The following is a 16,606-nucleotide window of genomic DNA, read 5'->3' as shown; positions in this document are numbered from 1 at the left end:
CGGTCCCCTCGCCGGGGCAGGGCGCCGCGCCCATCTGGACGCCATGAGCAAGACAGACACACCCGCCCCCGCGCCCGACCGTCCCCTGGGGCCCTGGGACATCAAGCCCGAAACGGCGGGCGCGCGACCGGCCCAGACCGAGGCGGTCGCCGAAGAACCGGTCGAGAAGGATCAGAGCCTGGTCTGGTCCGTGCTGTCCACGGCCCTGATGGCGGGCTTCCTGTGGTGGGTCACCGGCAGCGTCATCGTGGCGGGGGCGGTTCTGATCGGCCTGTTCGTGCATGAGGCGGGGCACGCCCTGGCGATGAACCGGCTGGGCATGGGTCCGGCGCGCATCTACATCATTCCCTTCCTGGGCGGACTGGCCAAGGGACGGCGCGCGCCCCGAAGCGAGTGGGACGGGGTGCTGGTGTCGCTGGCCGGGCCGGCCTTCGGTCTTCTGGCCATGATCCCCTTCGTCGCCGTCGGCATGGCGACGGGCCAGGGCGAATGGCTGGCCGGCGCCTTCTTCATCGCCATGCTGAATCTGGTGAACCTGGTTCCCGCCCCGCCGCTGGACGGGTCCAAGGCCCTGGGGCCGGTGCTGACGCGGGTTCATCCGCGGCTTGAGCAGATCGTGCTGCTGGTCATCGGCGTGGCCGTGGTCTGGTGGGGCGTGTCCACGGGCCGGTTCATCCTGGCGGCCTTCCTGGCCCTGTCGGTGTTCAGCCACCTGAAGCGCGGCGTCTGGCGCGCGGCCTGGGGCACGCTGAGCTGGCCCGAGGCGGGCAAGAGCCTGGTGCTTTATCTGCTGACCCTGGCCCTCTGCGCGGCGGCGGCGGTCGGCGCCCTGACGCCCCTGACCGAGGGCGATCCGGCCGGCGCCGTTCGGCTGGGGCTGAACTATCTGGGGATCGGACGATGAGCCGAATGCGACATGAAGGGCCGGTGATCGTCGGCGCCGGACTGGCGGGGCTGTCGGCGGCCCTGGAGGCGGCGCGGGCGGGGGCGCGGGTTCTGGTCGTGACCCCGGAGCCGCTGCTGAGCGGCTGTTCTTCCGCCTGGGCCCAGGGCGGGATGGCGGCGGCCCTGACGGCTGTAGACTCGGCCGAGCTGCACGCCAAGGACACCCTGGCGGCGGGCGCGGGCCTGGTCGAGCCGGGCGCGGCCCAGGCCCTGACCGAGGCCGGGCGCGAGACGGTGGAATGGCTGGCGGCCCAGGGCGCGCCGTTCGACCGGGATGCGGACGGCGGCTTCGTCGTCAGTCTGGAGGCGGCCCATTCCGTGGCGCGCGTGGCGCGGGTCGGCGGCGACGGCGCCGGGCGGGCCATCCTGTCGGCCGTGGTCGCGGCGGTGCGGGCCGAGACGATGATCGAGGTCTGGGAGGATGCGCGGCTGAAGGGCCTGTCGCAGGACGAGGCCGGGCGGGTGGTCGGGGCTGTGGTCGAGCGCGGCGGGCGGCCGGTCGAGATTACGGCGACGGCGGTGGTGCTGGCCACCGGCGGGGCGGGCGGCCTGTTCGCCGCCACCACCACCCCGTCGGCCTTGCAGGGCGAAGGCATGGCCCTGGCGGCGCGGGCGGGGGCGGAGATTCTGGACCCCGAGTTCGTGCAGTTTCACCCGACCGCCATAGACGTCGGCCTCGATCCGGCCCCCCTGGCGACCGAAGCCTTGCGCGGCGAGGGGGCGCGGCTGATCGACGGCGCGGGCGCCTTCCTGCTGGGCGAAGAGGCCGACGCCGATCTGAAGCCCCGCGACGTGGTGGCCCGGGCCGTCCATGCCGCGCGGACCGCAGGCCGGGGCGCCTTTCTGGATGCGCGCACGGCTGTGGGAGAGGGCTTTCCGCACGAGTTTCCGGCCGTCTTCGCCGCATGCATGCGCGCCGGGCTGGACCCGCGCGTCAGCCCCATTCCGGTGATGGCGGCCTGCCACTATCACATGGGCGGGGTCGCCGCCGACGCCGACGGGCGCACGACGGTTCCGGGCCTGTACGCCGTCGGCGAATGCGCGGCGACGGGGGTGCACGGCGCCAATCGCCTGGCGTCCAACTCCCTGCTTGAGGCCGCAGCCTTCGGACGGCGGGCCGGGCGGGCCGCGTCGAGCGAGACGGGGGGCGGACGGCCGGTCCCGACGCCCCTGGCGCCCGATCTGCCCGAGGCGGCCCTGGCCGAGCTGAGGACGGCGATGACGGCCCAGGCCGGGGTGGTGCGTGACGAGGCCGGTCTGACGGCCCTGATCGCCCTGATCGACCGGCTGGAGGCCCGGCACGGGCCGGCGGCCTGTCTTCTGGCGGCGCGGCTGATCGCCCAGGCGGCGCTGGATCGGCATGAGAGCCGGGGTGGCCATTACCGCGCGGATTATCCGCAGAAGGCCGCGAACGCTGCTCATACGCGGATCAGACTGGCCGGAGACCTCGCCCTGGCGGCGGAATGACAGCCTCTATGGAGACTCCCCGAGACATGGCCCTGAACCGATCCCTGCCGGAGGTCCTGATCGAACCGGTGGTGCGGATGGCTCTGGCGGAAGACCTGGGGCGGGCGGGCGACGTCACGGCCCTGGCCTGTATTCCCCCAGGGGCGCGCATGAAGGCGGCCTTCACGGCGCGCAAGGCCGGCGTTCTGGCCGGGATTCAGGCCGTGCGGCTGGCCGTGCAGGCGATGGACCCGACGGCCGACGTTGAGCTTCGGCTGGCCGACGGGGCGGCGTTCGAGACGGGGGCCGTGCTGGCGGTGGTCGAGGCCGACGCGCGCGCCTTCCTGTCCGCCGAGCGGACGGCCCTGAACCTGGTCGGACGGCTGAGCGGGGTGGCGACCCTGACGCGGGCCTATGTTCAAGCCGTCGCCGGGACCAGGGCGCGGATCGCCGATACCCGCAAGACGACGCCGGGCCTGCGGGCGCTGGAGAAACATGCGGTGGCCTGCGGCGGCGGGGTGAACCACCGGTTCGGCCTGGATGACGCCATCCTGATCAAGGACAACCACGTCGCCGTCTGCGGCGGGGTGGGCGAGGCCGTGCGGCGCGCCAAGGCCTTCGCCCCTCACCTGATGAAGGTGGAGGTCGAGGTGGATGGGCTGGATCAGCTGAGCGAAGTCCTGGCCCTGATCAGTGACGACCTGGCGCCGGACGTGATCATGCTGGACAATTTCAGCCTGGCGGACCTGAGGCGGGCGGTGGCCTGGACCGGGGGGCGCATCCGGCTGGAGGCGTCCGGCGGGGTGGATTTGACGACGGTGCGGGCGATCGCGGAGACCGGGGTCGATGTGATCTCGGTCGGGGCCCTGACCCATTCGGCGCCCGTGCTGGACATCGGCCTGGACGCCCTGTGAGGCCAGGGGAACAGCCCGCCGCGCGCGACGTTCATACGATGAACCGCGCGAGGAGCGAGCCCAGGAGCGACCGATGTCCCAGACGCCCCAGACGCCCCAGACGCCTCAGGCCCTGCGGGTGCGGCGGGCGCCCGCTCAACCGCTCAGCGTCGGCTACGACCGGCTGAGCGTGATCGGGGTCGGGCGGGAGCAGACCTCAAGCCCGGACAAGCCCGGCCGTCGGTTCGGCGAATTCGATCAGAACCGGACGACACTGGGGCCTTTCGGCCCGGACTGAAGCGCCTTTGCGATCAAACGGGGTTGGAGGCGTCCGCCGTTTCCGTCCTGGCCTCCGCCCGGGGCGCAGCGCCGCGCGGCGCCGAGGCCGCCGTGGGCCGGGCGGCGGGCGGGGGGGAAGCCTGGCCGGACGCCTGGGTGGCGACGGCCGCATCCGCAGGCTTGGCGGCGGGACGGGCGTTCGTCGGCGCAGCCTGGGGCTCGGCGCCGCCCTCCTGGGCCAGGATCAGCGAATAGGCCACGGCCTGTCCGGCCTGGCGGGCCGCTTCGACGGGATTGAGACCCGCCTGGATCAGACGGGGCTGATCGTCGGCCTGAGACGGACGGGCGGCGTAGGTGAAGGCCCCGCCTGAGCCGGCGCGACCGCCGAACCGATAGAAGAGATGGCTGCCCACCTGGTTCACCCGGATCAGGGTGTTGCGCCAGTCGGGCGACACGCCGGTGGTGTGGAAATGGGTGGCGTTGCCGACGCCCGCATAAACCGATCCGGACAGGGCCGAGGAGGCGATGCCGCGCGCTCGGTTCCAGGCGGCCTGATTGATCCGGCCGCGCATCACGCCGTTGCAGGTGAAGGAGAACTGGCAGCCGGTGCGGCGCGCGGCGCCCTGATAGACGACGGCGCAGATGCTCTTGGGGAAGGCGGGGTGGCGGACGCGGTTCAGGACGACCTGGGCCACGGCCCGCATGCCGTCGCGGCCCTCGCCCCGCGCTTCATAATAGACGACCTGGGTCAGGCAATCGAGGTCGCGGCTGGCGTCCAGGGCGTGATCCAGGCGGAAGGGCTTGGCGCCGACGGGGGTGGAGAGATTGGCGTGGCGCAGTTTGGGATCGCGGTTGGCGTCCAACTGATCCAGACGGGCCGCCAGAAGCTCGGCCTGGCGATCGCGCTCGGCGGCGCCGGCGCTGGTGTAGGGGTCGTGCCGACGAGCGATCGACAGGGCGCTGGCGTCCAGACCGCCGGCGGCGGCGGACAGGGCTTCTTCGGTGAAGCCGGCGGCGGTGGCGCCCTGGATGCGTTCGGCCTGGGCCCGCAGCGTCGCATTGCGCGCCATGGTCCCGCCCAGATAGGCGCCGCCGATCGCCAGTCCCACCAGACAGCCAAAGGCCGCGGCCGCCGTCACGGGCTTGATCTTCGCCACATGATCGGTGCGGGCGGGGCCGCGCGTCTGCGAGGAATGCGACAACGAGTTCATCCTGTTCAGCAGGGCGAGAAACGCTGCCCCCGGGTAGTCTCGCCGGCGGGCGACCCGAAACGGTCGCCGGCCCAGCCGGCATTCGGCGCGCGGCACATACAGCCCGTGCGTCGAGGACGGCCCTATATAGCGAAGTTTGTGACCTGAATGTGGCTGATTCGCAAGCGGCTGGTTAAGGCGACGAAAGGATTAGGTATTTTTACGATGTTGCCCCGACGGCATGACAATATGGGCCAGATTGCGACAGTGGATAGAGCGAATACTGTATAGGGTTGCACGGCGTCTCGGCTGTAGATTGTCACATTTCCCCATATCTGCTGAATGGCGCGCGGATTGTGTTGTCCGTTGGTCCGTTTTCCGTATTCGCCAGTTCTGGATCTCTCTGGGAACCTCAAGCGCGGCGCGGCGTTCAAGCGTCACCTTTTGGAGAGACGCCATGTCGCGCATGATCATCACGACCTGCATCGCCGCCGGCGCCCTGGCGCTGACGGCCTGCGGGACCACTATCGAGCAAAAGGCCGCGAGCGGCGCCGTGGCGGGGGCTGTGGTGGGCGGACCCGTGGGCGCCGCCGTCGGTGGAGCGGCCGGAACCGTCGTCGGCCAGGCGCAGAAGCCCAACTGACGAACCCGCCCTTGCGCCTGCCCCTTGCAAAGGGGCGGGCGCGACCTATCTGCATCACTGGAGCAGGTAAGGGCGCCTCAAGCGCGCCATTTCGTGCACGCGGCCGATTTCGTGGCGGCGAACCTTGCTTTTGGCCCCTGCATAGGCTTTGTGCGCCCCGCTTCGGGACGCGCCCGTTCTCCGCCGCCCGACCCCCGATGGCCGCTGGCCGATCACAAGGAACCCTGACGCTTTCGCATGAAAGATTTGAAGACCGGATTTACCGACCGCCTGACCGCCCAGCAGGAAGCCAAGAAGGCTCTGCTCGCAAAGTTCAAGCCCAAGCCCGCCGCCCCCGATCCCGAATTCGAGCGCCTGGCTGAGAAGCGCGCCGCCGAAAAGGAAGCCCTGCGCCAGCAGCACGAACTGGCCAAGGCGGAACAGCGCCGCGAGAAGGCCGAGAAGGAGGCTGCGCGCCTGGCCGCCGAAATGGCCGCTCAGGAAGCGATCGAGGCCGAGAAGCGGGCCGACCGCAAGGCGCGCAAGCAACTGACCAAGGAAGAGCAGAAGGCCAGGCGCGACGCGCGCTACGCCGCCCGCAAGGCGCGCCGCTGAGGCGGCCTTGGAACTGACGAAGAAAAACGCGCCGCAGCCTCTGCGGCGCGTTTTTCTTGGATCTAATGGTTTGGCCGCGGCCCCGCCGTCGAAAGAACGGCGCGCAATTGCTCGGGCGAATAGGGTTTGCGCAGGAAGGGCCAGGGCGTGTCGGCCAGAACCTGGTCCACATCGTCGCCCACATAACCCGAGGTCAGGACGATCCGCATCTGGGGCCAGTCACGCGCGGCCTGACGCGCCAGATCGACGCCGCTCATGCCGCCCGGCATGACCACATCGGTCAACATGACGTCGAAGCGCGCCCGTTCCAGGGCCTTCAGCGCCTCGGGGCCGTTCTCGACCCATTCGACGTCCAGGCCGAAGCTTTCCAACTGATCCAGGGCGATGGCCGCGACATCCGCGTCGTCCTCCACCAGCAGCAGGCGGTGGCCGTTCGGCAGGGCGGCGTCGACGTCGGCCGGTTCGGGCGACGGGGCGGCCTTGTCCGCGATCAGCGGCGGCAGATAGAGGCGAATCTCCGAGCCGCGGCCGGGGCTGGAAGCGATGTGGACCCCGCCGCCCGACTGTCGCGCGAAGCCATAGACCTGGCTGAGGCCCAGGCCCGTGCCCTTGCCGATTGGCTTGGTGGTGAAGAAGGGTTCGAAGACGCGGTCGATGACATCGGCCGACATGCCCGATCCGTTGTCGGACACGGCGACGCAGACATAGTCGCCCGCCGCCAGTTCCGGGATCTGCCCCGCCGCTACGGAACAGGCCTGGGTTTGGATCGTGATGCGGGCGCCGGCGCGGACGGGGCCGTCTCGACCCGATCGAGGCGAGCCGTCGGCCTTGCTGGCCGCATCGGCTGATGCGGCGTCGCGCCCGGTCACGTCGCCCAGGGCGTCGCGGGCGTTGACGACCAGGTTCAGCAGGGCGGCCTCGAACTGAGCGGGATCGACGTTGACGCGAACGCCGCCGCGCTTCAGCCGGATCTTGAAGTCCACGGCCTCGCCGACGGCCCGGCGCAGCAAGGGCTCGCCCTCGCGGATCAGGCCGTTCAGATCGACCGCCTCGGGACGCAGGGCCTGACGGCGCGAGAAGGCCAGAAGCTGGTGGGTCAGGCTCTCTCCCCGACGGGCGGCGGCCAGGGCGGCCTCGCCCAGCTTCTTGCGTTTTGCGGCGTCGTCGGAGCGCAGGATGATGTCCAGCGCCCCGATCACCACCGTCAGCAGATTGTTGAAATCGTGGGCGACACCGCCGGTGAGGCGGCCGACCGCCTCCATCCGCTGGGCGTGCATCAGATGGGCCTCTGCGGCGGCCTTTTCGGTCAGGGCCTCCGCGACCCGTTCCTCCAGCAGCTCATTGATGTGCTTCAGGTCGTCCTCGGCGCGTTTGGCGTCGGTGACGTCGATGGTGGCGCCCACATAACCCTGGAAGGCGCCGGCCGCATCGAAGCGGGGCACGCCCTCGGTCCGGAGCCAGCGCAGCCCCAGGGTCGGATGATTGGCCCGGCTGAGCGCCTCGAACCGATCCCGCGCCTGGAAGGCCCGCAGGAAGGCGGCGTCGAACACCGTCTCATCGTCCGGATGCATCAGCCTGCGCCAGCCGTCCAGCAGTTGGCGCTGCGAGCGGATGTCGCAGAACAGACGATAGCGCTTGTTGGCGAAGACGATCCGGGGCGTCGCATCCGTCATCCAGATCATGGCCGGAGCGCTGTCCGCGACGGTGCGGAAGCGGCTTTCGGATTCGGTCAGGCGGGCTTGGGCTTCGCGCATGTCGGTGACGTCGAAGGCGACGCCGACGAAGCCGATCAACTCGCTTCCGGCCATGCGCGGACGAGAGAAGGACTTCAGCCAGCGCCACTCGCCGTCATGACGCCGATATCGTGCCTCTAGAGAAAACGGTTCTCTCGTCGCCTCTCCGGCCAGGGACTCTCGAAGGATGCGGTCCTGGTCGTCCGGGTGCAGTCGGGCGCGCCAGTCCGCCGCAAGGGCCGTCTCATAGTCCGCGCCGAAGAAGTCCGCATAGGCCTGGTTGATGAAGGCGCGGCGGCGATCCTGGCGCGTGACCCAGATCAGGACCGGCGCGGTGTCGGCGATGGCGCGGAAGCGCTGTTCGCTCTCGCGGGTCTCGGTCTCGGCGCGGGCGCGTTCGATCTCGACCCAGGTGCGGGCGGCGACCTCCTCGACCAGCTGGACCTCCGCGTCAGTCCAGCGTCGGGGGGCGGCGGCGTGGACATAGAGGAAGGCGCGCAATCGGCCGTTGCGGATCAGCGGCGCTCGGATCACGGCGCGGGTCTGGATCTCGGCGAAGGCGCCGGCGATGGGGGCCGACCGGGGGTCGTCGCGGACGTCGTCGATGCGGATGGTCCGACCGTCCAACAGGTCGGCGACGAGGGCGGGATTGAAGACGCTCGGCGCGCGCCCGTGAACGCTGGCGACGCCCTGAATCCAGTCGCGGCTCAAGGAGACGACTTCGCCCGTCTCGTCCACCTCGCCGTAGCCGACGCGGTTCGCGCTCAGCAGGCCGCCCAGGGACGCCTCGACCTCGGCCATCATCCGCTCCGGGTCGGACAGGTCGCGCAGGCGGTCGCTGAGGTTCAGAAGGAAATGCTGGCGGCGCTCGGCGCGGGCGGCCTTCTCCAGCGGTTCGCGCGCCCCGTCCACGTTCAGGTTGATCCCGGCATAGCCCAGAAAGGCGCCGGTCTCGTCAAACCGCGCGTTGGACAGGGACAGGGCCGAGACGACGGAATCCAGCCGGATCAGGGTCTGGCGCAAGGAGGCGCCCAGCCAGGTGCAGAACAGGCCCACCAAGACGAAGTTGGAGGTGGCGACCACGCCCAGATGCGGGGTCGTCGGGCCGGGGTTCAAGGCGACCAGCGCCCAGCCGCCCAGCAGAGACCCCGCAACCGCCGTCAGACCCGCCAGACGTCCGCCGGCCAAGGCCGCCAGAATGACGCCCGGCAGTAGGATCATGAAGCCGGTGATCCCGCCGTAAAAGCCGGCGGTGGCCGCCCGCACCGCCAGTCCTGCGCCGGCGCCGGCCAAGCCGACCAGAATTCTCCGCCAGGTGGGACCGGACTTCAGACGGGCGAGAACGAGGAGACCGGCTTCGGCGTTCAGAAATCGGCGAAAGACCGCGCCTGGCGTCATATTGTGCCCGTCCCCTCACGTCGTTCGATGCGACGTTATGTGATGCAACGCTTGTTGCGGTTTTGCGTTCCTGCCTGCCGGATTCCGTCTAGATTGCCGGCGACGAACTCACACCCACGGAGCGTATTATGACCGCAACCATTGACACCGGACTGTCCCAGAGCGAGCGCGGCGACGTGGTTGAGCAGCTGACCCGGGTTCTGGCGGACGCCTACGCCGTCTATCTGAAGACCCACGGCTATCATTGGAACGTGCGGGGGCCTGAATTCTTCTCGCTGCACAATATGCTGGAGCAGCAGTATCGCGACCAGTGGGCGGCCCTGGACGACATCGCCGAACGTATCCGCGCCCTGGGCGAGTTGGCGCCGCAGGGCTACGGCGCCTTCGCCAACCTGACCAGTATTCGCGACGGCGAGCCGGAAAAGGACGCGCCCGACATGCTGCGCGAGCTGATGCGCGATCATGAGACCCTGATCGCCACCATGCGCTCCGCCCTGGACGTGGCGGACGGCGACGGCGACGACGTGACCGTGGATCTGCTGACCCAGCGTCTGGCGGCGCACGAGAAGTTCGCCTGGATGTTGCGGGCCAGCCTGGGCGGTCGATAAGGCGGATCGGCGGTCCGCCTGAAAACGGCCCCGAAATGCGGGCACGGTCCGGGTCTCCTGCGTCCATGACCCGGTCGCGCCTGCTGTGGAACAGAATGGTCCTCACCCATTGGATCCGGATTTGGGCGGCGGTGAAGCGCTCGGCTGCGGCCTTGCCCGCCGCCGCCGCCGTGCTGGGCGTCGCCCTGTCGGCCGGCTCGGCCGTGCGGCCGGATGCGGATCGGACGGCGGAGGCCGTGGCGCGGATCACCCAGGGCGATCTGGGGCCCCACGGCCTGGCCGCTCTTGAGGGACGGCTGAGCGCCTCGCAGCTGGCGCTGGCGCAGCGGCACGATCCGGCCCTGACCCCGGCGGCCTTCACCCCAGGTGCGACCCTGGCGACGGCCGGAGCCCTGCGTCCGGCGCGGCCCTTCGTCTTCAAGGGCGGGGCCGAGGATCGCCGTCGCGCCCTGCGGTGCCTGACCCAGGCGGTCTATTATGAGGCGGCGCTGGAGCCCGACGAGGGCCAGGCGGCGGTGGCTCAGGTGGTGCTGAACCGCGTGCGCGATCCCAACTACGCCGACACGGTGTGCGGCGTTGTGTTTGAAGGCGCCGAGCGGACGACCGGGTGCCAGTTCAGCTTCACCTGCGACGGCGCCCTCTCTCAGGCGCCGGTTCCCTGGGCGTGGGAGCGGGCGCGCAAGGCGGCCGAAAAGGCCCTGAACGGCTATGTGGCCCAGACGGTGGGGACCGCCACCCACTATCACGCCGACTATGTGGATCCCTGGTGGGCGCCGACCGTCTCGCGCGTCAACAAGATCGGGACGCACGTCTTCTATCGCTGGAAAGGGCTTTACGGCGAAACCGCCGCCTTCCGCGCCCTTTACAAGGGGCGGGAGCCGCTGATCGACGAGGCGCGGTTCGCTCGCCCCCGGCCCGGCGTCCAACCCGGCCAGGGGACCGGAGGCCCCGACCCGGACGCGGTCCCCGCCGAGGCAGGGCAGGCGGCCCCGCTTAAGACCGTCGAGGTCGATGGACGTCAAAGGGTGGTGGGCGTGGTCAGCCTGGGCGGGCGTCGTCTGCCCACCCAGGAAGAGGTCGCCGCCATCAATGCGCGGCTTCAGGCCCTGGAGGCCAAGCCGGAGCCGGAGCCCGCTCCGGCAGGCGTCGCCGTGATGGCGGTGGAAGAGGTCGGACGACCCGCCAAGTGAGCTGTGAAACGCTCTAATGCAACGCTTGGGCGGGGTCGAGCATTGAAGCTGCTGATCCCGCCCACGGCCTCGAAAGGACGCCTGTTTGACCGACCCCATTGCTGAAGCTGCGCGGTGGGATGAGTCCGAGCGTCTGGCGGCCCTGAGAGACTACGGCATTCTGGATACGGCGCGCGAGGCCGCGTTCGACGACGTGGTGGCCTTGATCGCCCGCATCTGCGAGGCCCCGATCGCGGTCGTCAATCTGATCGACTCTGGACGGCAGTGGTTCAAGGCCGAGGTCGGGCTGGGCGTGCGCGAGACGCCGCTGGCGACCTCCTTCTGCGCCCACGCCCTGTTGAATGAGGACGGGCTGGTGGTGCCGGATGCGACGAAGGACGCCCGGTTCGACGGCAATCCTCTGGTTCATCAGGAGCCGGGGCTGCGCTTCTATGCGGGGCGGTTGCTGAAGACGCCTGAAGGTCTGCCCTTGGGCACCCTGTGCGTTCTGGACACCCAGCCCCGACCGGAAGGTCTGACTGAGCTTCAGGAGACGGCGCTCAAGACCCTGGCCGGTCAGGTGATGTCGCAGATGGAACTGCGCCGCGCCCTGCGTCAGAGAGACGAGGGCCGGGACGCGCTTGAACGGGCCTTGGAGGCGTCCGACGACGTCGCCGCCCGGCTGAGGGCCAGCGAGGCCCAATTCCGGGTGCTGGCCGACGCCATGCCCCAGATGGTCTGGTCGACGCGCCCCGACGGCTTCCACGACTACTACAATGCACGCTGGTACGAGTTCACCGGCGTGCCAGCCGGATCGACGGACGGGGAAGGCTGGAACGACATGTTCCATCCTGACGATCAGCAGCGGGCCTGGGCCCGCTGGAGCCGGTCGCTGGAGACGGGCGAACCCTATGAGATCGAATATCGGCTGAAGCACCATTCGGGCGTCTATCGCTGGACCCTGGGGCGGGCGGTGGCGATCCGAAACGACGACGGCGAGATCACCCGCTGGTTCGGCACCTGCACCGACATCGACGAGCTGAAGCGGCTGGAGCAGGGTCGCGAACTGGTCAGCCAGGAGCTGAGCCACCGGATCAAGAACATCTTCGCCGTGGTCACGGCGCTGGTGGCCCTGTCGGCCCGTCAGTATCCTGAGGCCCGGGCCTTTGCTTCGTCTCTGCGGACCCGTATCGCCGCCCTGGCCCGCGCCCATGAGTTCGTCCGACCGCACACGGAGGCGTCTCAGCCGACGGTTGGGGCCACCACCCTGCACACCTTCCTGGCGGATCTGTTCAGGGCGTACAGCGATGACACGGGCGCTCCGCGCGTTCACATCAGCGGCGACGACGCCGTGTTCGACGACCAGGCGGCGACCTCCGTCGCCCTGCTGTTCCACGAACTGGCCACCAATGCGGCCAAGTACGGCGCCCTGGCGGCGACGGCGGGTCGGGTGGAGCTGGCCACGCGCCGCGACGACGACCGGTTCATCCTGACCTGGACCGAGATCGGCGGCCCGGCGATCGAAGGGCCGCCCGAGCGCCAGGGGTTCGGCTCCTCTCTGGCCAGTCTGTCGGTGGAGGGCCAACTCGGCGGGCGGCTGCACCGCGAATGGGCGGCCGACGGTTTAAGGATTGTTGTGGATTTGCCCGCTACGGCGCTCTCGCGCCGCAGGGCGGCGGAAAAGGACCGCCTTCAGCCACTCTGACGGAAACCGATCGCCTGCCCCCGCGTTGTGTCCGCCACAGAACATAAAACCGCCGCCCATGACCGCCCGCATCCTGATCATTGAAGACGAAGCGCTCGTCGCTATGGAGCTGCGTTTCGTCCTGGAAGACCTGGGCCATAAGGTCGTGGGGGTGGCGTCGACGTCGAAGTCGGCCCAGAATCTGGCGCGTGAAAATGAGGTCGATCTGGCCCTGGTCGACATCCACCTGTCCGACGGCCCCACGGGCATAAGCCTGGGGCGCGAGCTGGGCCAGGAGATGGGCGTGACCGTCCTGTTCATGACCGCCAATCCGGGCATGGTGCGCGACGGCGTCGCGGGCGCCATTGGCGTCCTGTCCAAGCCGACCGATGAACAGGCGGTGCAGACGGCGGTCGATTACGCCCTGCGCCGCCGCACAGGCCAGCCGGTCCAATATGCGCCGCCGGGTCTGCAGCTGTTCGCCTGACTCCGCCCGTCCGGACGTTCACCAGACGCCGATCTTCTCGGCTTCCTTATGGCTGATGGGATGGTTGGCCTTGGCGTGGTCTTCCTCGGCCAGGAAACGGCTGGCTTCGAGCGCGGCCATACAGCCCATGCCCGCCGCAGTCACAGCCTGGCGATAGACGTCGTCGGTCACGTCGCCGGCCGCCCACACGCCCTCGATTGCGGTCTGGGCCGTGCCGGGTTTGACGCGGATATAGCCGCCCGAATTGGTCTCGAGCTGACCCTTGAACAGTTCCGACGACGGGGCGTGGCCGATGGCGATGAAGACGCCGTCGGCGGGGATCTCCTGGGTCGAACCGTCCTGAACGTTCTTCAAGCGAACGCTGGTGACGTTGCGGGCGACGCCGTCCACCACGCCCAGAATCTCTTCCACCGCCACGTTCCAGATCACCTCGACCTTGGGGTGGGCGAACAGGCGGTCTTGCAGGATCTTCTCGGCGCGGAACTCGTCGCGACGGTGGACGACCGTGACCTTGGACGCGAAGTTGGTCAGGAACAGCGCCTCTTCGACGGCGGTGTTGCCGCCGCCTACGACGACCACCTGCTTGCCGCGATAGAAGAAGCCGTCGCAGGTGGCGCAGGCGGAGACGCCGAAGCCCTGATAGGCGGCCTCGGACTCCAGACCCAGCCACTTGGCCTGGGCGCCGGTGGAGATGATGACCGTCTCGGCCAGGATTTCTTCGCCGCCGTCCAGCTTCAGCCGGAACGGGCGCTGCGACAGATCGGCGGAGACGACGATGTCGTGAATGACTTCCGTGCCGACGTGCAGGGCCTGGGCCTGCATCTGCTCCATCAGCCAGGGGCCCTGTATGGTCTCGGCGAAGCCGGGATAGTTCTCGACGTCGGTGGTGATGGTCAGCTGGCCGCCGGGCTGGAGACCGGCGATGACGACGGGGTTCAGCGAGGCGCGGGCGGCGTAGATGGCGGCGGTCCAGCCGGCGGGGCCGGAACCGATGATGGCGACGCGGACGGTACGAGCTTGGGTCATGCGCCTATTTAGGGGCTGATTCCCGTTTGCGCGATGTTAGTCTCGCCGCAGATGAGGAGGAGACGGGGATGAGCAACAAGAAGGCGGCCTTCCTGCCGATCGGGATCGGCATGGGTCTGTCGATCGGGGTGGCCTTGGGCGTGGCGATGGACAACGTCGGCCTGGGGCTCGCCCTGGGCACGGCCATCGGATCGGGCCTCGGCGTGGCCTTGATGGGCGCGGCGAACGCCAAGGCCAAGAAGGGCGACGGTTCGGACGGCGGCGCCGTCCCGCCGACGTCGGACACGTCAGGCTGCGCCGACTCCAGCGCGGACGGCGGCTGTGACAGTGGCGGCGGAGGGGGCGGCGACTAAAGGCCACTCCGATTTTTTTTTTTAGTGCACTTTCGTGCAGATTTTTGCGAGTGGTTCTTAGGTTGCCTCCTGACGCCAGCGGGTGGCTTGCACCACGGCTGCGTCAGAATCGGACGCAGAAGATTATCCTCCCTGTTGCGCTCATGTCGGCGAAAGCCGGGATGAGCGGCGTGATCGGCTTACCGCGCTCGCATCGCCTCCAGCACGGCATGGGCCGCCCGGTCGGTTTCCGCCAGGGGGGCGTAGGTCCAGCGGTCCAGCGCCCCGTCGAAGGGACGGGTCGCGCCTTGGGATTGAAGATCCTCGTGCAGGCGGGCGAACTTGCCGGCGGGCTTCAGCGCGACCATGGGCAGGATGTGAACCGGCTTGCCGGTCGAGGCGGCCTCGGCGGCCATGTTGGCGCTGTCCTGCGTGACCAGCACATGGTCGGCGAAATGCAGGAAGCCGAACAGGGGGTTGTCGCCGGTCCCGTCCCAGATCCAGCCGGGCAGGCCCGACAGGCGTTCGGTCATCACCGCCTTGGCCGCTTCTGGCGTTCGGCGCGAGAAGGTCAGCATCAGCGAACCGCCTGAGGCGTGAACGGCCTCGGCGATCCGGTCGGCCAGGTCCGCCGCATGGGCCTGGGTCAGGTCGAAAGCCTTGGACCGGCCGCCGATCAGGACGGCGACGCGGGGATGGGGCAGGGGGGCGATCCGGTCGGCGAAGGCCGGGGCGGCCTGGGCGATCCGCTCCGGCGTGACGCGATGAGGGGAGCCGGTGATTTCAAAGACATTGTCGCCCGACAGGCCGTCATGGGCCGGGGCGACGATCAGGTCGTAGCGGTCGTTCGCCCAGCGCGGGTCCTGGGTCTGAACCACGAAGGTCTTGCCGCCGCTCCAGCGCTTGATGCGGGTCGAGAGGGGCAGGGTCGCCCGACCGGCGGCGATCCAGAGATCGGGCCAGGGCGCCGCGAGCGGGGCGGACGCCAGCATGGCCGGGGTCTTCAGCGCCGACGGCAGGCGGTCGAACAGCGGCCGCCAGCGGATCTGTTTGACCGTGATCTCGGCGGGGGTCAGGCGCTGGACGGCCTCGGCGAGGCCCAGGGCCTGGTTCTCGATACCCGCACGTCCGTCCGAGACAACCCAGATGGAGAGGGGGTCAGACATCTGTTTTGCCTCCCCGTTTCGGGGAGGGGGAGCGAGCGAAGCGAGGCCGGGCGGGGAGGGCGGGGCGACGCCCCACAGAAAGCGTTTCTATCGAGCAAGAGCGACCCGCCGGGCCGCCCCCACCCCGTCGCTGCACGACGACCCTCCCCGGAACGGGGAGGGAGAAGGTCATTCGATCTGTGGTTATTTCCACTCGACCTTGAGGATCTCATAGGCCTTGACCCCGCCGGGGGTGTTGACCTCGACCACGTCGCCGACCTCCTTGGAGATCATGGCGCGGGCGATCGGCGAGGCAATGGAGATCTTGCCCTTCTTCACATCGGCCTCGTGTTCGCCGACGATCTGATAGCGGGCCTCTTCTTCCGTGTCCTCGTCGACCACGGTGACGGTGGCGCCGAACTTGACCTGATTGCCCGACAGTTTCGACACGTCGATGACCTGGGCGCGGCTGATCTTGTCCTCGATCTCGGCGATCTGGCCCTCGATCCAGCCCTGACGCTCCTTGGCGGCGTGGTATTCGGCGTTTTCGGACAGGTCGCCGTGCTCGCGGGCCTCGGATATGGCCGCGATGACGGCCGGCCGCTCGACCGACTTCAATTGCTTCAGTTGATCGTCGAGGACACGGTAGCCCTCGCCCGTCATCGGCACTTTTTCCATTGGTGTCGTGATTTTTCTGGTTCGCCCGGAGACTGGAAAGACGCGAAATAGGCAGACAAAAGGCCGCGGGGCGGGCGCGGCCGGGCATAGACAATAGGGCTTATCGCGCCGCAATTCAAGGGCGCGCCTCCACGCCCGATCGAGATCAGGCGCGGGCGGGGGGTTTGGTCTTGCCGCTGCGGTGGGTGACGCTCTTGATGAGGCTGTAGGCCAGCCAGGCGACAGCGGCCAGGCCCATCAGCATGAACAGGCTCGACGCCACCGCGGCGCCGGCCGCCATGAAGGCCAGGATGAAGGCGACGGCCGCGACGAGTCCGGCCACGATCTGAATGGTTTGAAGGCGCATGAGACGTTAA

General features: G+C 69.2%; 17 protein-coding genes. 11 read left to right on the top strand and 6 right to left on the bottom strand.

The genetic code is table 11. The annotated features are described in order from the left end of the window. Positions 1-43 precede the first annotated feature (43 nt). From ACZ5M6_RS15495 to ACZ5M6_RS15480, 4 genes are all read left to right on the top strand, one after another. Positions 44-904 carry a metalloprotease gene (locus ACZ5M6_RS15495; RefSeq protein WP_336969724.1) on the top strand — a complete coding sequence of 287 codons (861 nt, stop codon included), beginning with the start codon at positions 44-46 and terminating at the stop codon, positions 902-904. Beyond that, positions 901-2,412, top strand: a complete 1,512-nt coding sequence (locus ACZ5M6_RS15490) for an L-aspartate oxidase (RefSeq protein WP_464159066.1) — start codon at positions 901-903, stop codon at positions 2,410-2,412. Before ACZ5M6_RS15495 ends, ACZ5M6_RS15490 begins: the two co-directional genes overlap by 4 nt. An 8-nt stretch (positions 2,413-2,420) precedes the next feature. Then, positions 2,421-3,305 (top strand): carboxylating nicotinate-nucleotide diphosphorylase, encoded by an 885-nt coding sequence (gene nadC, locus ACZ5M6_RS15485; protein WP_464159065.1) that lies wholly within the window; start codon positions 2,421-2,423, stop codon positions 3,303-3,305. A 73-nt stretch (positions 3,306-3,378) separates the two neighbouring features. Next, the gene (locus tag ACZ5M6_RS15480) at positions 3,379-3,582 is read left to right on the top strand and encodes a hypothetical protein (protein WP_191554439.1); all 204 of its coding nucleotides are present in this window, start codon (positions 3,379-3,381) and stop codon (positions 3,580-3,582) included. A 13-nt stretch (positions 3,583-3,595) separates the two neighbouring features. Here ACZ5M6_RS15480 and ACZ5M6_RS15475 read toward each other — a convergent pair whose 3' ends face one another. Beyond that, complete coding sequence (locus tag ACZ5M6_RS15475) at positions 3,596-4,765, bottom strand: cell wall hydrolase (RefSeq protein ID WP_224762064.1); 1,170 nt, start codon at positions 4,763-4,765, stop codon at positions 3,596-3,598. Positions 4,766-5,210: 445 nt separating this feature from the next. Here ACZ5M6_RS15475 and ACZ5M6_RS15470 point away from each other — a divergent pair, with 445 nt between their 5' ends. Then, a complete protein-coding gene (locus ACZ5M6_RS15470; protein ID WP_182713242.1) occupies positions 5,211-5,396 on the top strand; it encodes a hypothetical protein in 186 nt (61 codons plus the stop codon). Positions 5,397-5,633: 237 nt separating this feature from the next. After that, a complete protein-coding gene (locus ACZ5M6_RS15465; protein WP_054766543.1) occupies positions 5,634-5,990 on the top strand; it encodes a DUF6481 family protein in 357 nt (118 codons plus the stop codon). 62 nt (positions 5,991-6,052) lie between these two features. Here ACZ5M6_RS15465 and ACZ5M6_RS15460 read toward each other — a convergent pair whose 3' ends face one another. Continuing rightward, entirely contained in the window at positions 6,053-9,121 is a 3,069-nt protein-coding gene (locus ACZ5M6_RS15460) for a PAS domain S-box protein (RefSeq protein ID WP_464159064.1), read from the bottom strand. A gap of 128 nt (positions 9,122-9,249) precedes the next feature. Here ACZ5M6_RS15460 and ACZ5M6_RS15455 point away from each other — a divergent pair, with 128 nt between their 5' ends. The 4 genes from ACZ5M6_RS15455 (at position 9,250) to ACZ5M6_RS15440 (ending at position 13,069) form a co-directional block, all read left to right on the top strand. Beyond that, complete coding sequence (locus tag ACZ5M6_RS15455) at positions 9,250-9,729, top strand: Dps family protein (protein WP_054766541.1); 480 nt, start codon at positions 9,250-9,252, stop codon at positions 9,727-9,729. Between the two features lie 65 nt (positions 9,730-9,794). Beyond that, a complete protein-coding gene (locus ACZ5M6_RS15450; RefSeq protein ID WP_464159063.1) occupies positions 9,795-10,919 on the top strand; it encodes a cell wall hydrolase in 1,125 nt (374 codons plus the stop codon). Positions 10,920-11,004: 85 nt separating this feature from the next. After that, positions 11,005-12,603: a sensor histidine kinase gene (locus tag ACZ5M6_RS15445; protein WP_464159062.1), complete on the top strand. Its 1,599-nt coding sequence runs from the start codon at positions 11,005-11,007 to the stop codon at positions 12,601-12,603. 58 nt (positions 12,604-12,661) lie between these two features. Then, positions 12,662-13,069, top strand: a complete 408-nt coding sequence (locus ACZ5M6_RS15440) for a response regulator (RefSeq protein ID WP_054766540.1) — start codon at positions 12,662-12,664, stop codon at positions 13,067-13,069. 18 nt (positions 13,070-13,087) lie between these two features. Here the strand turns inward: ACZ5M6_RS15440 and trxB are convergent, their stop codons facing one another. Further along, positions 13,088-14,095, bottom strand: coding sequence for a thioredoxin-disulfide reductase (gene trxB, locus ACZ5M6_RS15435; RefSeq protein ID WP_464159061.1), 1,008 nt, complete (start codon positions 14,093-14,095; stop codon positions 13,088-13,090). A 68-nt stretch (positions 14,096-14,163) separates the two neighbouring features. Between trxB and ACZ5M6_RS15430 the strand changes: the two genes are divergently transcribed. Beyond that, a complete protein-coding gene (locus ACZ5M6_RS15430) occupies positions 14,164-14,448 on the top strand; it encodes a glycine zipper domain-containing protein (protein ID WP_182713245.1) in 285 nt (94 codons plus the stop codon). Between the two features lie 179 nt (positions 14,449-14,627). On the opposite strand, the gene ACZ5M6_RS15425 is transcribed toward ACZ5M6_RS15430, so the two are convergent. The 3 genes from ACZ5M6_RS15425 to ACZ5M6_RS15415 all read right to left on the bottom strand — a co-directional run bounded on the left by ACZ5M6_RS15425 (position 14,628) and on the right by ACZ5M6_RS15415 (position 16,596). Continuing rightward, positions 14,628-15,593: a mitochondrial fission ELM1 family protein gene (locus tag ACZ5M6_RS15425; protein WP_464159060.1), complete on the bottom strand. Its 966-nt coding sequence runs from the start codon at positions 15,591-15,593 to the stop codon at positions 14,628-14,630. A gap of 183 nt (positions 15,594-15,776) precedes the next feature. After that, entirely contained in the window at positions 15,777-16,250 is a 474-nt protein-coding gene (gene greA, locus ACZ5M6_RS15420; RefSeq protein WP_333896529.1) for a transcription elongation factor GreA, read from the bottom strand. Positions 16,251-16,395: 145 nt separating this feature from the next. Further along, the gene (locus ACZ5M6_RS15415) at positions 16,396-16,596 is read right to left on the bottom strand and encodes a hypothetical protein (RefSeq protein ID WP_152950872.1); all 201 of its coding nucleotides are present in this window, start codon (positions 16,594-16,596) and stop codon (positions 16,396-16,398) included. Positions 16,597-16,606: the final 10 nt, after the last annotated feature.

Source organism: Brevundimonas sp. Br13, assembly GCF_055391505.1.
Note: the sequence above shows the minus strand (reverse complement) of the source record. Positions and strands in the feature narration are given on the sequence as shown.